The sequence below is a fragment of the Rhizobium sp. 01T444 genome (genome assembly GCF_056398305.1).
The window spans coordinates 113,504-127,101 of record NZ_JBFTPD010000020.1 but is presented as its reverse complement, the minus strand read 5'-3'; the positions used below and the strand labels follow the sequence as shown (position 1 = coordinate 127,101).

Genomic DNA, 13,598 nt, shown 5'->3' with positions numbered 1-13,598 from the left:
GCGACAAGCTGATCTCGGGAGGCAGGGTCATATCGACGGCGGCCGTCGCGACCAACAAGCCGCACCTGCAGTTTAGGAGCATCTTCATCCATGATTTGGTGTCCACCTATTTTGGTGGACACTTCATGCCTCAGAGCGCTGCGTCTCAAAAGGCGCACCGAAATTCGCGCTTACGAAGATGAGGCAAACGCATTTGCGTCTGCCCTTCTAATTCCGCCAAATGATCTGGTAGCTAAGCTCCCGCGGGCTCAGTCTTTGCGGCAGATCATCCAGTGGAAAAAGCGATGGGGAGTTTCGGCGGCGGCGCTAAATTATGCACTTCGTAAAAACGAGCTGATTTCCGAATGGCATTATCGCGGCAATTATATCCAACTAAACAAACTCGGCAGGGAAAACGAACCCGACGCAATGGAACGGGAAATATCTCAGGTCTGGAGAAAAATCCTTACGGCGCTTTGGTCTGAAGGAATATCAACGTCCCACATTGCGAGGGAACTCTCTATTCCTGAAAGGGAAATTTCGAATCTGCTGTTTGGAATTGCTGCGACGATTGCCACTCCCAATACCTCTGGTGGCACGCAAATGTTGTACCTTGTCAAGGGCTAACACAGCGAACGCCCTCGCATTCGATAACCGAAACCATGACACCGGTAATAACAGAATAAGTAATGAATTTTAAGCGGCAATGCTTCTTTCGACGCGTGCCGGATGACCTGCTTTGCGTACTACATCAGCAATGTGGCTGGTAAGACCAATATCTCCCACGATAACTAATCCAGCTCCATCTTCGACCTGATGTACTAGATCGCGAATGTCTTCCAATGGCAATACAGCTTCAATTCTCGTCCATTTATACGCATCCCCGGGCACGAGAACGCCAGTTATAGTTTCTGTGCCGCCACGATGCAATTGGACAACCCACGTTGTTAAGCCGTCAAAAACCCACTCGAAACGCACAGGACCAAGCAACTCGTGCAGCTTATCGAATGTAAATCTCACTTCTTCAAAGACGTTGTCAGGGAGTTTCTGAGGTAAGTCGAGGCCGAGCATGAAGCGATCTCCCTCTCCCTCCGTGCCCTCAATAATTACGCTGTTGTCACCACCCGCAATAGCTGCACCCGAGTAATCAGCCGGCACGGCTGCTTGACATAGCACAGAAGCAATAAATTCCCCGGACGGGTCTTCTTTTGCGAGGAGCTTAAAGGGATCGATCCAACCCTTCACCGTTGTAAACCGTCCAGGTTGAGGCTCTGTTGGAGCGGTTCTAACCCACACTTCGCCACTGCGCGTTTCACTTCCGAATACGAAAGGTGCTAGTCGACGACTAATAACTGTCGTCCGCGGAACCCGAAGCCCCAATTTATGTGCGATTAGCAATCCAAATGCTTTGTCGCCAATATGCCGGCTAAACCGATTTGGCCAAGAACTCTTGGCTGTAGCTTCACCAACGACCCCAACCTCTCGTTCCCATATGAGAGTGTGAGTCTTCATCCAGCCTTGCGGGCGAGGATGTATACTGAACTCGATCCTCTCACCACGCACCGATTGAAGCTGGGGCCGGAACCCGTAAACAGTCTCCAGTACATCCATTCCCAATGTAAATGGCAGCGAGGCTGTGCCTGGCTTCTCGACGCAACGGGGAGTGTCATCTGGAGCGAACTCGATAACGTCGCTCTGTACAACGCCCGATACACCACCGTCCCCGACATCGATGGTCTCATTGACGATTAGGAATAGTCCAGATGCTGAGAGCCGTCGCATCTCGGCTAGAACGGTATCGACACTCGTCAGACCGTATACGAATTCCTTGCTACGAGGGTCGTCAGGCAAAAAGCTCCGAATATTTACGGATCCGTCAACGCTCATTGCAAGGAGCGCCTTGATGGCGTTTTCCAGTGTTGGAAACTCGTAATTTGGCTCATAACCTGCAACCCGGCAAAAACGCTGTTTGAGTGAGCCTTTAGATGCCGGCGCAAAGCTTACGAACTGCGCGACATTGCGATCGAGCGCGAGCTCATTGAGAGATTCGTCTTTATAAAAAGCCATTAAACCCTCCTCACTCTCGCTGCCCATTCGGGCTTTTTAGACTCTTCCACGGCAACTTAAACGAAGTTTGCCTAATAGTGGTTATCAAGCTTCTAATATCCCCACCTTTCGCGAATGCGTCACGGCACTTCGCCTAGAGAAGGCCGCTAGCAATCAATTTCGAACACGCTGTATCCAGGGCTTCGTAGAGGACTCTTAGACGAGGGTGTTGCCGGTCGGGATATAAGTTACTTCTAGCCCCGTCTAGGAGAGCAAGAGCCTCTTCTGAACTCAGCTCGGTTCCATCGATTTTTTGAGTATTTACGCCATGCGTTTTTGCAAAGCCAAACTCCGTAACGCAGCCGACGCTATATTGCCAACCGGGCATAAACATGACGACGCTCACATACCGCTTTATGCACTCCTTCCAGAGCCTTAAGTACTCAGCCTGAGACCACCCTGGAATGCACAATGTTGCCGGTTCCAGCACGATATCATTCAATTCGCGCCTCAATGTATCCGCAGCCCCAACAAGGGCAGCGGAGTTCTCTCGAGCAATCACCTCATCTGCTATGATCACACCAGCCCGAATATTTTCAAGCATCTGGCGGCCCGTTGTTATCGGGCCACTTAAGTAAATCACCTTCTTGTCACCCAGTGCGCATTTCCACGCCTGCAGGATTGCAGAGTGCAAGAGTTCCGAATTGCGTACTGAAGCATCTTCATTGGAGTTAGATTTCATTTACTTCCAACTCGATTTTGTATTTCTTGAGGAAGGGATTTCCATTGTTTATTGTCTTGTAGTTCTTCCAGTTCAGCGCAACCTCCCGCATCGTTCGATAGTCTGATCAAGTCTTCAAACTCTTCAGCAGGAAAATCAGGCTTATATTCTTTCCGACGCTTCAGATAAGAATTGAAGCTCGTTGCTCGTGGCGCTCCACTTAACAGCGCGACGATCTTTCCAGAGTCCCCTTTTCCTGCCTTAGCCGCATTCACCAAGTCGCCGTAGCCAAACAAGACGGAAATTTTTCGCAGTTCGTCAGAATATCCGTCGCTCGGCAACCCGTTATCCACAAGTATGCGTTTCCTCCGCTCAGAATCTGGCAGCGGCAAGAGGTAGCGTTTATCAACGCGGCCGGTACGCTTAATCGCTGGGTCGATCCGGTTGTCGTAGTTTGTTGCAATAATGAAAATACACTTCTTCACCTTTCTGAGGTTGTTGAATTTGGTCAGCATCCCAGGGGTCAGGAACTGAAAAAGGCTGTCTTGATCGCTATAAAATTTACTGTCGCGGTCGAGCAAAAAGCTGTCGATTTCGTCAAATAGGATAACCGCATCTTGCTGATGTTCCAAAGTTTGAAAAATTGCTTTGGCCCGGCTCTCGACGTTGGCGCCGCCGCTGCCCAAAAAGTCGCTGACTGTGACGGTGATAAGAGGCATTCCGAGCTGTTCACAAAGATTGTCAGCTACGCTTGTCTTCCCTGTTCCCGGAGGCCCGTAAAGCATCATTGAGTAATTCTCTGGCTTTCCTAGCGCCCATCCTGCAACGAACTCCTTGCCTATGCGCCGATAAACCTGATGGTCTTCCTCACCTCCGATGGAAGGGTCCATTTTGTCTATGACTTTTTCCCACTCACCGATGACGTTTTGCCTGTCCCGCGGCTTAGGTGGCGCACACTGCAGACCAGACAATGTCAAGGTCGTGCTCTGAATTTCGCGCTCCAGCAGCTCATGATAGCCAATCATGAACTCGATGACTAAGCTTGTGTCCCAAGGGTGAACCAAGTGCGGCGCGTTTATGTGTTCGGAATGCCAGCCAATGCAATCGACAGCTTTGAGTTGAAGTCTCACGGCTCTGGCTTGCAACCAATTCCAGAACCGTTTCAGTAACGGAATACCTTTAGACGTATATGTGTCATGAGTTCGCCCTTCATCCATAAGCGCAATGGAACGCATGAGGGAATTAGCAACTTCGACACTCAATGGGAGAAATATTGCGCCCGTAGGAGCCGCAAGGAATGGTTTGCTTGGCCGCCAATGTGCACTTGTATTCTGTTTTTCTTCCAGGACTTCGAGCACGCGACGAAAAAGTGTTGAATCGACTGCCTCCTTAGCGCAAAGAACAAGACCTTCCAGACTAAAGACGAGCTCTGCTGCGTCGAATCTACTATCCGGAATCGCACTAAATGAGAGCTGCTCATGCAGAGTCACTTCAAAAAAACTCCGCAGGTTAGGCAGAATTTTACGTATATTTTCTATTTTACTGATCTCTCCGAGACCCACAGCGGCACGTACTGTGCGCATAGGAACAAATGCGTTTTTATAGTAACTTGAATCTGATGGCGTAAGGATATCTTCCTGACTGCCTGAAAATCCTTTTTGGATAGTTTTTTCGATTGACCCAGCTGCATCGCTAATAGCAGAGCTTATCTGATCGAGACTAGTCTTCAGCGATTGCAGTTGAGAATCTGCCAGCTTCGCAAGTGTACGATCAGGCTTCAATGAGGCAAGGAGGTCAACGAGATGACTGACAGTTAGCGGGTTTCCATCTCCAAAAGTCTTGGAGATCGGAACCATCTGCTTGGAAGAAGATAAAGACGCCAAGTCGGAAGCAAGTACCTTGAGGCTGTCGACAACCAGAGTATCTGCCTTCTCATTGTTGACGAGACGACTGAATGTGCCTGACGTCGTTGAGCAAAAACCACTGGCCCTTCCTAAGGCGGTTAGAACCATCGCCATTGTGCCGTGAGAAATCTCGCCATCACGAATGCCGCTGTCAGAACTGGTGCACTGATAGGGCCAACCTTTGTTGTCGTTCGATTGGAGTAGCATCGTCACGGCTTCTGAAATGTTCCAAGTCAGAGAGGCCATGTCCTGGCGGTGGACGAGATAGTCGGACAGCAGATAATCTTCCAGCGAAGTCATAATTTTTCCCAGCATTTCAATCTTTTGGCCACACTGGGCATCGGCACTCTTGCCGCGCCAGTCCCTACCGACTTTATGATCTATGGTGGTTAATCATTCAATCCTTGGGGGAGTTCGGATGGAAATTTCCCGCCGAAATTTTCCTGTTTAACGACCTGCATATCACCTCCGGAAATCGTACGAGAGGCAATGTTACGAAAAGTAAGGCTATGGTTCATATGATTAGAACTGCCAACTACTGAAACGGCTATGGAAGTATCTGATCCGGCTGACCATCTTTCGGCCTCTCAGCGCACTACCACATGCGAACAGCATCATTGAAAAGCCAAGCACGGGCGTCAACCAAGCATCGGAGCCGCTGTTTGCATCGAACAAGATGAGCGAAACGGCTCCCATTGCAGCGAAGAAGACCATCCCGAAATCGTATTGCTTTGAAAGGCTCGTGAGCCGGGCTGAATGTTGGGCATAGCGCAATTGCCTTGCTAACTTTCGCTTTTCGGATGCCAGTTGATCGCGCTGGCGCCCAAGCACGTATACGCCCTGCATTATCTGCTCTTCGAAGCTCGATTTGCTCATATCGCTGACCTCAGATACTTTTCTGCAATTTCCTCAGTGAATTCGCCGTGTTGTTCGGCGTAGTCGATCAGGAAGCGGACAAGCTTCAAGCGCTTGTCCGGTTCCACCTGACAGTTTTCCCTTGCAATGAATGCGTCAACCGCCCCAGTGACCTGGTGATACAAATCCACCGTGTCGCGATTGTATGGGCTTCCTTCCCCCGTGAGCATCCACACGGGGTTCACGTTGAATTTGACATGAAGAAGCCGGAGAATCTTTGCAGGGATCTCGCGATTTCCGCGCTCGTAAGTGTTGTAAGCGCTTTGCGACACCTCAAGGGCTTCGGCAAAGGGCACTTGCTTGAGCCCGGAATCCTTCCGAATTTTCCCGAGCCTTCGCCCCATCGCCTCCATAAATCCGTCTTGCATCAAAATATCTCGAATGCGATAAAACCGTTGCAGATAGCGCGATTATATGATTCGTTCTGTTCTGTGTCGAATAATCTCTAAGGAGTTGAGCAGTATGCAATCTCAGCTTTTATCACCAAAGCAATTGGCAGATCGTTCCGGGTGGCCGGTCGCGCGCATTCGGAACCTGATTGCAAAGCAGGAAATCCGGCATGTCCGGATCGGCGGAAGCCTATTCCTGCCGGAAAATGCTGTCGATGAGTACCTTGCCGCGAATATGGTCGAGCCCAAGCAAAAAGCTTTGGTGGTTGCTAATACCGCTCTCAATAACGTGAGGAGCGGCACATGAAGCAGCAAGCCGAAACGCCGGCGCCGCGACCCATCTACAAGGTGGCAGTCAGCCGCGTCCGTGCTGCGGAACTTCTGGACGTCTCGCCGGGCACCTTTGACGATTGGGTACGCCGTGGCTTGATGCCCAGGGGCGTGAAGATCGGCGCGTTGCGCCGTTGGGATGCCGAGGAAATCCGGGCGTCCTGGTACGACATCAAAGAACAGGGCTTGAGCGGAGACGACGACGATGGCGAAAACCCGTTTGATTACGCGGTCGGGTAATCAGCACGTCCCCTTCAAATATTGCTCACGCGATGTCGATCGGCACGGCAACGAGCGGTTCTATCTCCGCCTGCCAGGCATGCCGAAATATCGGATGACATCAACCTATCTGGACGAGGCGGGCAGCGTCACCCAGGCGTTTACCGAGGAATATCATCGCGTGCTGGCTGGTGATCGTGGTGAAAAGACCGTCACGATTTCACGACTGGAACCCGGTTCGGTTCGCTGGTTGGTCGAGACCTATTATCGGTCCAAGGCGTTTCAGAGCCAGTCTCCGGCCACGCAGAAAGACAAAAAGAGCGTCCTCAATCGCTATTGCAGCAATGTGGGCGAGCTGCCCTTCAAGAAGATCCGCAAATCAGACATTGAAGCCAGCCAGATGAAGCGCAGCGGCACGCCTGGCGCGGCCGACAAGCTGGTGAAGTATCTGAAGGCGTTGTTCAATTGGGCTATCAGCGCCGAGCTGGCGACCTTCAACCCCGCGAAGGGCGTGACCAAAATACATAGGTCGCCCGGTTTCCACACCTGGAGCGAAGCGGAGCTGGCGCGCTATCGCGCAGCCTATCCGCTCGGCTCGATGGCCCGGCTTGCAATGGAACTGATGCTGAATTTGGGCGTCAGACGCTCGGACCTCGTCAAACTCGGCTGGCGTAACCTCGTCGCTGACCGCATCGAATTCATGCCGGAGAAGGGGTCTGGGAAATATGCACAGTCGCTCAGCCTGCCCGTCACAGACGAGCTACGTGAGGCGCTGGACGCGATCAGGCATGATCAGCCGACTTTCCTTGTCACAGAATACGGCAACGCGTTCAGCGGCAACGGCTTCGGCAACAAGATGCGCCAGTGGTGCAACGATGCCGATTTGCCGGAATGCTCGTCGCACGGACTCAGAAAGGCGTCCGCGACGATCCTGGCCGAGGCCGGAGCGACAGAACATCAGTTGATGGCGATCTTCGGCTGGTCTGATTCCAAGATGGCGCAGCACTACACCAAAGCCGCCCAATCCAAGCGCATCATTGATGCCGGTTTCGAGCGCCGCAAAACCTATGTGGCCCGCAAAAATGTCCCACTTTCATCGAACCGGAATTTCGGTGAGACAAATCGAGGAAAAAACGATGGAAAAACAACGTCCGAAGACAGAAATGGTGGGCCCGGAGGGACTCGAACCCCCAACCAAGCGGTTATGAGCCGCCGGCTCTAACCATTGAGCTACAGGCCCGGCACCCAGGGTGCGGTCAGCCGGGGCAATGGCACCCGCGGCTTTTGTCCGCTTAACGCAAATCCGGGACAGTCACAAGCCATGAGCGCAAGCATCTGTGGACGATGCATATTTCCGGTTTGCCCTCTGGAACCTTCGCACGCGGGCTACATTTACTCCTGTCAGACTAGATCTGAAGAGGGCAATCGCAGAATGGTGGCTTCCCAGGGTGCCGTGGTGCTCATCGTCGAGGATGAGCCGCTGATCAGATTTAATATTCTGGATGTGCTTGAAGAAGTGGGGCACGTGGCGCTCGAGGCTGGGAGCGCGGATGAGGCAATGGTGCTTCTGAAGACCCGCGACGATGTCGATGTCCTCTTCACCGACGTCAACATGGCCGGTTCGATGGATGGCATCCAGCTCGCCAAGCGGGTGAGGGCGATGCGGCCGAATATCGGCATCATCATCACCTCGGGCCTGGTGCGGCTCGATCCCATGTCGCTGCCGGCCAACACGGCTTTCCTGCCGAAACCCTATCAGCACGAGGCCTTGATCTCAGCGATCGCTTCCATGACGCGGTAGCTCAGGCCAGAGCGATCAATCGGGGCTCGCCATCGACGGCGGCGGGAAGGGGACGCCCGTTGCCCCGGTCGCGGTTTCGATTTCTTCGATCTGCTCGCGAGCCTGTTCGTTGGCCTTTGTGGGTTCGCCACGCAGTTCGGCTTCCGCATCGCTGCGATGGCGCAAATCTTCGCCATCCGGCCTGCCTTGCTTTTCCCAGATTGCGTAGGCGTGCTTGCGCACACGGTCCTCATTCCGGTCCGTCATGGCGATCTCCCCTGGTTTTTCGATCATCGTAAAACCGGCCGGGGAGCCGAATGTTCTGACAAGGCGCCTGAGATCGAGAGGCGCAGCCGAGCCTGAAGGGGAGGTCTGCTTCAAGCCCGGCCGCTGGCCCCCGGGGGAGCCGTTAATTGTAGCTGCTTTTCAGCAGGTCGTTTTCCTGATGCGCCTTCTTCTCATAGATCGTGAAGAGGGCCATCGAGAGGAGATAGGAGAGGAAGGGGTCTCCCATCTGCGTGGCGATATCGCGGGATGCGAGGATATGTCGTTCCAACGCACCGATATCTTTTTGTACGGTGGTTTCACTCAAGCGGTTCATGCTGCCATCTCCAGGAATTGCGTCACGACGGAACGCGTCGGGACGTAGCGGGTGTAGAGGGGGGTATCGATGCCGAGGGATGCACGCATCCTGTCCAGCACGCGTTCGGAAACTTCGAAGGCGCCGCAGCAGACCGGATATTTGCCGTAGCCGTCGGCGCGACCGAGTTCATCGACCTCGGCGCCGGCGCGCTTGTAGACGCGTTTCAGGTGGGGTTCGTAGTTGGAGATCATGGTGTGGATGCCGTGATCGAGGGCGCATTCGCAGAGCGCCAGCAGCAGCATGGAGAAGGCGCGGCCGGCATCGACATCGGGAAAATCGTCGGCGATTGCTTCCTCGTCAATACACATGCGGGTGCCTTCCCAGATGCCGGGGGCGACGAGATTGGCTGCCTGCGGGAAGGTTGCGCGGAAGACGTCATAGAGGAGGGTCGGTCCGGTCGTCGGCATCAAGCGCATGCCGCCATAAAGGCGGGTGCGGGTTTCGTCGCACCAGACGAGATAGGCCGGGCAGAGCGAGTCATAGCTGTCGCGCTCGAAGGGGCCGATTACCGGAACGTTCCAGCCAAGGGTGTCCGCAAAGACTTTCTTGCGCAGGCGGAACATCTGGTCGAGTATGAAAGCGTATTTCTGATACTCATGTGCCTGAATGATAACGAACATTTTTCCCTCCAGCGTGTTGGGTTCGTGAGGGCAGAATGGTTCAGGACGGCGGGATCGGAAATTCCCTCATATGGGTGCCTACAGATGAGCCCCCGCATATGAGGGGGTCGTTTGAGGGTCTTTCTGGTCAGCTTGAATCATTCCATTGGCTGAAACGGGCTGCCTGATCGGCCGGCCCGTTTCAGCTAACAGAATGCTTCAATCTGGTTGGGAAAAGCCTAGGGGTTGATGATGCGCAGCTGCACGGCCCGCGAGGCGGCAGCGGAAATCGTGGCGCAGCCGAGCTTGAAGCGGGCGGTTTTCAGGTAGTCGCGAGTCGTATGCTCGGAAATGCCGAGGATGACGGCGATGTCCTTGTAGTCCTTGCCGAGCGCCGTCCAATGCAGACATTCGATTTCGCGCGGGGAAAGAGCCGGCACCGGGTCATTCTCGCCGTGAAGCTCGTAGATGGCCTTCCGATGGATGACATGGGCGATCTCGATCCACTCATTGCGATAGAGCTTGACCATGGCGGTCCAATCATCGAGCGGAATGCGGGCATTGATCGAAAGCAGCGCGCGACGCTGCGCCTTGTCGGCAACGGGGATCGAATAGCCGTTGCCGCCGATCCCGTGCTTCTGGGCGTCGACGAGCATGGCATAGGCTTCCGGCGTCGGCTCCACCTCGCTCCAGTCGAAGGGCAACTGACGCTCGAAGCCCTGTTTGACGATCGGATCGACCTTCACATAGCTGTTGAGCAGATAGCGTGACACCCAGGCATCCGGATAGGTGGTGCGCACGAAAGGGGCGTCGATCTTTGCCGCAATGGTCTGAGCGAGGTGATAGGTGACATAGTCAACGGCATACTCCGCCTGGAAAATGCGGATGGAAGCATCGACATTGATTGCAGCCTTGATTTGTTCGAAAACGGTTTCGAACTTTTGGGAATAACTATTTTCCGTCATCGTGCCGCCTGTCTCAAACCGTTCAATCCTACCGCGAGGAATGTCAAAAATACAAGGCATCCCCACATATGCGGGGAATGACTTTTCCAGATCCGTCTGTTAGCGCCTTTTTCGGGGAGGCTCCAGATGGACAGTAAGAGAACGTTCGATATCGCCGAGTGCCATCAGGCAGCCAAAGGGCTGAGATCGAGCTGGCAGGACATGGCTGGCTCCGAGGCGCTGATCCGCGCGCTCGTCGCCGAACGCAACGGCGATACGTTGCTCGCCTTGTTCTGGACAGAGGTTCACCGGACGCTCTGCGAAGAGAAATAATCGCTCCTTTATCGCTACATCAGTCACGCATTTCTTCGAGACGGGATCGGCAAGTGCTTGCCGGACAGGTCGCGGCGCCATTTTGACGCCGCGCAACTGCCAGAAAATCGGCCCGCCCGGATAAGGCCGTGTTGGAATCTCCCAGCGCAATCTCGCGCGGGAGAAGGAATTCGTGCGCCTGATCGGAACGCGGGACATGGACGGTGATTTCGATCATGGAGGCCATTGGCAAGAGGTCCGGGCTATGTCGTGTAAGGCAGCAAGATGACAAGTGTATCGCGAGTTCAACGCCTTGGTCAGTCAGGTTAATGGCCTATGAACACGTTTTCACATTTTGTAGCCACTTAATTTGCGTTGCCTGCCGGAAGCAAGGTGGGCAGAGTCCAGCTTGATGAAATATCCAGCATATTCGGGGCTTCTCAAGCAAATATGCTTGACGGATCGTTACCACAAAGCGCAAAGGTTTTTGTGGAAACGATTACACAAAATGCCATTGTGCCATATTGGGAGGGCATCGGGATTGCGTGTCGAACGCAAAATCATTTGCGTTGCGTCTCATGAGAGCTGCTTGACGACGGCAGGACTGATCTAGCGGAATGCAGATGACGGAAAAGCGCGTGCACCTGGTCTTCAAGACCCATCTCGATATCGGTTTCACCGACCATGCCGAGAAGGTTCGCCGTCAATATCACGAGCGCTTCATTCCGCAGGCGATCGAGACCGGGGCGCATTTCTATGCCGAAAACCCCGAGGAGCCGAAGTTCATCTGGACGACAGGCGCCTGGCTGATCTGGGATCATCTGAATTCGCGCTCGCCTGCCGAGGTCGCAGCACTGGAGCAGGCGATCGAGCGCGGGCTCATCCGCTGGCACGGGCTGCCGTTCACCACCCATACGGAGCTGATGTCGTCAGACCTGTTCCGAGCAGGCCTTTCCTATTCGCAGGAGCTCGACCGCCGTTTCGGCAAGCAGACGATAGCGGCGAAGATGACCGACGTTCCCGGCCACACACTCGGCATGGTGCCGTTGCTTGCCGAGGCTGGCATCCGCTTCCTGCATCTCGGCGTCAACACGGCTTCACCGCCGCCAGACGTGCCTGACATCTTTCGCTGGCGCGCGCCTGATGGTGCCGAAGTCGTCGTCATGTATCAGCGCTCGTACGGCGAGACCTATTTCCCCGAAGATTTCGACGACGGGCTCAGCTTTGCGCATACGCAGGACAATATCGGCCCGCAGAGCGTGCCGCAGACGGCAGAAGCGTATCGCGATATGCGTCGCCTGCAGCCTGACGCGGTCATCCGCGCGGCGACGCTGGAGGATTATGGCGCGATCCTCTGGGAAAAGCGCGAGCGTTTCCCGGTGCTGGAGCTGGAGTTGGGCGATAGCTGGATCCATGGCAGCGCCGCCGACCCCTTGAAGACAGCGAAATTTCTGGCCCTGCAGCGGCTTTATGACCGCTTTGCGGGCGAGGGGCTCAATTCGCGCAGGCTCGCCTTCGGCCGCGGGCTTGCCATGGTGGCGGAGCATACGTGCGGGGTGGATATTAAATCCTATCTGCGCGACGACAAGGCTTGGGCAAAAGCCGATTTCAACGCCGCGCGCAAAACGGATTACCGTTTCGCCTATACCGAGGCGTCATGGGATGAGCAGCGCGGCTATATTGATCAGGCCGTCGCCGAACTCGATGCCGATGACCAGCAGCAGGCGCAGGCCGTGCTCGCAGAACTCTTCGCGCCGACGCTCGTCGGCAGTACGAACCGCGAGACCCGCCTGATTGCCGGCGGCTGGTCGATCGAGCTTGATGAGGTGACGGGCGATGTCATGGCGCTCACATCACCACGGGGGCGACGGATTGCCGGACGCAACGGCTCGCTGATCGCCTATCGCTATGAGAGCTACGACGCTGCCGACGTCAACAGGCATATGGATAGCTATCTGACACATCGGCAGGAATGGGCAGTGCTCGATCACGACAAGCCTGGGCTTGGCCGTTCGGATGCTGCGCTTTCGAAGGTTTTTGTGCCGAGCCTGGAAGGTGCGGGCGAGGGCGGAGTTCTCTTGTCCATGCCGGCCGAAGCGGTCGAGCGGTTCGGGGCGCCACGCCAGATCGCCGTGGAATTTTCGGCTGATGACAGTGCCCTGCAACTGCGTCTCTCACTGCGCGACAAGCCGGCCAATCGCATGCCGGAGGCGAGTTTCCTGTCGTTCACGCCTGATGGCGCAAAGGACTGGGCCTTCAGGAAGATGGGGCTGTGGCACCGGTCCGGCAATTTCGCCGGGTCCGGCGGCGCGCAGCTACAGGCGGTCAATGCTGTCAGCGGCGAATTTGGGGATGCAGGAGCGCTCGTCATCGAGCCCCTCGATACGCCGCTGGTTGCGCCGCAGAGCTGGGATTTCATGTCCTTTTGCAAAGGCTTGCCGGATTTCGACGATGGAATCCGCTTCAACCTGCATAACAACAAGTGGGGAACCAACTTCCCGATGTGGTGGGAAGGTGATTTCTCCGCTCGGTTCAGGATCACTCTGGATTAACCGGTGCGCGACAGCCTCTGGCGTGGGGTGGCGGTAACTGCCGGCCTGGGTGCTTGGGGCGTTTTCGGGAATTTGACGAGGACTTCATTGCCATCCGTCGAGGCACGCGTACGTTCCAGCCGTTCGCGTTCGGCTGTTGCCTGGAGCCAATGTTCGGCATCGCGGCCATACGGCCTGCCTTCCATTTCCCAGATTGCGTAGGCTCGCTTGCATATCCACTCATGCCGGGAGGTGTTGCTCATCGTTCCGTCCTTCTTGGCCGATC

The 13,598-nt window shown here is 54.9% G+C and carries 18 protein-coding genes, 1 tRNA gene and 1 pseudogene; 7 read left to right on the top strand and 13 right to left on the bottom strand.

The window, feature by feature from the left end; all coding sequences use genetic code 11:
• Nucleotides 1–90 precede the first annotated feature (90 nt).
• Entirely contained in the window at nucleotides 91–606 is a 516-nt protein-coding gene (locus AC1DTN_RS24745) for an ImmA/IrrE family metallo-endopeptidase (RefSeq protein WP_477923012.1), read from the top strand.
• Nucleotides 607–675: 69 nt separating this feature from the next.
• Here the strand turns inward: AC1DTN_RS24745 and AC1DTN_RS24740 are convergent, their stop codons facing one another.
• From AC1DTN_RS24740 to AC1DTN_RS24720, 5 genes are all read right to left on the bottom strand, one after another.
• The gene (locus AC1DTN_RS24740; protein WP_477923010.1) at nucleotides 676–2,046 is read right to left on the bottom strand and encodes a hypothetical protein; all 1,371 of its coding nucleotides are present in this window, start codon (nucleotides 2,044–2,046) and stop codon (nucleotides 676–678) included.
• 133 nt (nucleotides 2,047–2,179) lie between these two features.
• Nucleotides 2,180–2,767, bottom strand: a complete 588-nt coding sequence (locus AC1DTN_RS24735; RefSeq protein ID WP_477923008.1) for a DUF4406 domain-containing protein — start codon at nucleotides 2,765–2,767, stop codon at nucleotides 2,180–2,182.
• Nucleotides 2,764–4,965 carry an AAA family ATPase gene (locus tag AC1DTN_RS24730; protein ID WP_477923007.1) on the bottom strand — a complete coding sequence of 734 codons (2,202 nt, stop codon included), beginning with the start codon at nucleotides 4,963–4,965 and terminating at the stop codon, nucleotides 2,764–2,766. The genes AC1DTN_RS24735 and AC1DTN_RS24730 overlap by 4 nt, the downstream gene beginning before the upstream one ends.
• Nucleotides 4,966–5,172: 207 nt before the next feature.
• On the bottom strand, nucleotides 5,173–5,526 hold the full coding sequence (locus AC1DTN_RS24725) for a hypothetical protein (protein ID WP_477923005.1): 354 nt from the start codon (nucleotides 5,524–5,526) through the stop codon (nucleotides 5,173–5,175).
• Entirely contained in the window at nucleotides 5,523–5,933 is a 411-nt protein-coding gene (locus AC1DTN_RS24720) for a helix-turn-helix domain-containing protein (RefSeq protein ID WP_477923004.1), read from the bottom strand. Before AC1DTN_RS24720 ends, AC1DTN_RS24725 begins: the two co-directional genes overlap by 4 nt.
• Nucleotides 5,934–6,027: 94 nt before the next feature.
• Between AC1DTN_RS24720 and AC1DTN_RS24715 the strand changes: the two genes are divergently transcribed.
• Both AC1DTN_RS24715 and AC1DTN_RS24710 read left to right on the top strand, forming a co-directional pair.
• Nucleotides 6,028–6,261: a helix-turn-helix domain-containing protein gene (locus tag AC1DTN_RS24715; RefSeq protein WP_477923002.1), complete on the top strand. Its 234-nt coding sequence runs from the start codon at nucleotides 6,028–6,030 to the stop codon at nucleotides 6,259–6,261.
• Nucleotides 6,258–6,524: a helix-turn-helix transcriptional regulator gene (locus tag AC1DTN_RS24710; protein ID WP_018095608.1), complete on the top strand. Its 267-nt coding sequence runs from the start codon at nucleotides 6,258–6,260 to the stop codon at nucleotides 6,522–6,524. Before AC1DTN_RS24715 ends, AC1DTN_RS24710 begins: the two co-directional genes overlap by 4 nt.
• Nucleotides 6,525–6,836: 312 nt before the next feature.
• Here AC1DTN_RS24710 and AC1DTN_RS24705 read toward each other — a convergent pair whose 3' ends face one another.
• Nucleotides 6,837–7,022 (bottom strand): hypothetical protein, encoded by a 186-nt coding sequence (locus AC1DTN_RS24705; RefSeq protein ID WP_477923001.1) that lies wholly within the window; start codon nucleotides 7,020–7,022, stop codon nucleotides 6,837–6,839.
• Nucleotides 7,023–7,101: 79 nt separating this feature from the next.
• On the opposite strand from AC1DTN_RS24705, the pseudogene AC1DTN_RS24700 reads away from it, so the two are divergent.
• Nucleotides 7,102–7,467 (top strand): annotated as a pseudogene (locus AC1DTN_RS24700) (tyrosine-type recombinase/integrase); the annotation flags it as partial.
• Nucleotides 7,468–7,667: 200 nt separating this feature from the next.
• Here the strand turns inward: AC1DTN_RS24700 and AC1DTN_RS24695 are convergent.
• Nucleotides 7,668–7,743: transfer RNA gene (locus AC1DTN_RS24695), tRNA-Ile, on the bottom strand.
• A 192-nt stretch (nucleotides 7,744–7,935) separates the two neighbouring features.
• Here AC1DTN_RS24695 and AC1DTN_RS24690 point away from each other — a divergent pair.
• Nucleotides 7,936–8,304, top strand: coding sequence for a response regulator (locus tag AC1DTN_RS24690; RefSeq protein ID WP_113324523.1), 369 nt, complete (start codon nucleotides 7,936–7,938; stop codon nucleotides 8,302–8,304).
• A gap of 15 nt (nucleotides 8,305–8,319) precedes the next feature.
• On the opposite strand, the gene AC1DTN_RS24685 is transcribed toward AC1DTN_RS24690, so the two are convergent.
• The 4 genes from AC1DTN_RS24685 to AC1DTN_RS24670 form a co-directional block, all read right to left on the bottom strand.
• The gene (locus AC1DTN_RS24685; protein ID WP_162748101.1) at nucleotides 8,320–8,550 is read right to left on the bottom strand and encodes a DUF2934 domain-containing protein; all 231 of its coding nucleotides are present in this window, start codon (nucleotides 8,548–8,550) and stop codon (nucleotides 8,320–8,322) included.
• A 142-nt stretch (nucleotides 8,551–8,692) separates the two neighbouring features.
• Complete coding sequence (locus tag AC1DTN_RS24680; RefSeq protein ID WP_007824152.1) at nucleotides 8,693–8,884, bottom strand: hypothetical protein; 192 nt, start codon at nucleotides 8,882–8,884, stop codon at nucleotides 8,693–8,695.
• The gene (locus AC1DTN_RS24675) at nucleotides 8,881–9,546 is read right to left on the bottom strand and encodes an acyl-homoserine-lactone synthase (protein WP_113324525.1); all 666 of its coding nucleotides are present in this window, start codon (nucleotides 9,544–9,546) and stop codon (nucleotides 8,881–8,883) included. Before AC1DTN_RS24675 ends, AC1DTN_RS24680 begins: the two co-directional genes overlap by 4 nt.
• A 218-nt stretch (nucleotides 9,547–9,764) precedes the next feature.
• The gene (locus AC1DTN_RS24670; RefSeq protein ID WP_007824148.1) at nucleotides 9,765–10,490 is read right to left on the bottom strand and encodes a LuxR family transcriptional regulator; all 726 of its coding nucleotides are present in this window, start codon (nucleotides 10,488–10,490) and stop codon (nucleotides 9,765–9,767) included.
• Nucleotides 10,491–10,616: 126 nt separating this feature from the next.
• Here AC1DTN_RS24670 and AC1DTN_RS24665 point away from each other — a divergent pair, with 126 nt between their 5' ends.
• Complete coding sequence (locus tag AC1DTN_RS24665) at nucleotides 10,617–10,802, top strand: hypothetical protein (RefSeq protein WP_007824145.1); 186 nt, start codon at nucleotides 10,617–10,619, stop codon at nucleotides 10,800–10,802.
• Between the two features lie 19 nt (nucleotides 10,803–10,821).
• On the opposite strand, the gene AC1DTN_RS24660 is transcribed toward AC1DTN_RS24665, so the two are convergent.
• Nucleotides 10,822–11,019: a hypothetical protein gene (locus AC1DTN_RS24660; RefSeq protein ID WP_477923000.1), complete on the bottom strand. Its 198-nt coding sequence runs from the start codon at nucleotides 11,017–11,019 to the stop codon at nucleotides 10,822–10,824.
• A 385-nt stretch (nucleotides 11,020–11,404) separates the two neighbouring features.
• Here AC1DTN_RS24660 and AC1DTN_RS24655 point away from each other — a divergent pair, with 385 nt between their 5' ends.
• Nucleotides 11,405–13,333, top strand: a complete 1,929-nt coding sequence (locus tag AC1DTN_RS24655) for a DUF5054 domain-containing protein (protein WP_007824142.1) — start codon at nucleotides 11,405–11,407, stop codon at nucleotides 13,331–13,333.
• On the opposite strand, the gene AC1DTN_RS24650 is transcribed toward AC1DTN_RS24655, so the two are convergent.
• Complete coding sequence (locus tag AC1DTN_RS24650) at nucleotides 13,330–13,575, bottom strand: DUF2934 domain-containing protein (RefSeq protein WP_113324527.1); 246 nt, start codon at nucleotides 13,573–13,575, stop codon at nucleotides 13,330–13,332. The genes AC1DTN_RS24655 and AC1DTN_RS24650 overlap by 4 nt on opposite strands.
• Nucleotides 13,576–13,598: the final 23 nt, after the last annotated feature.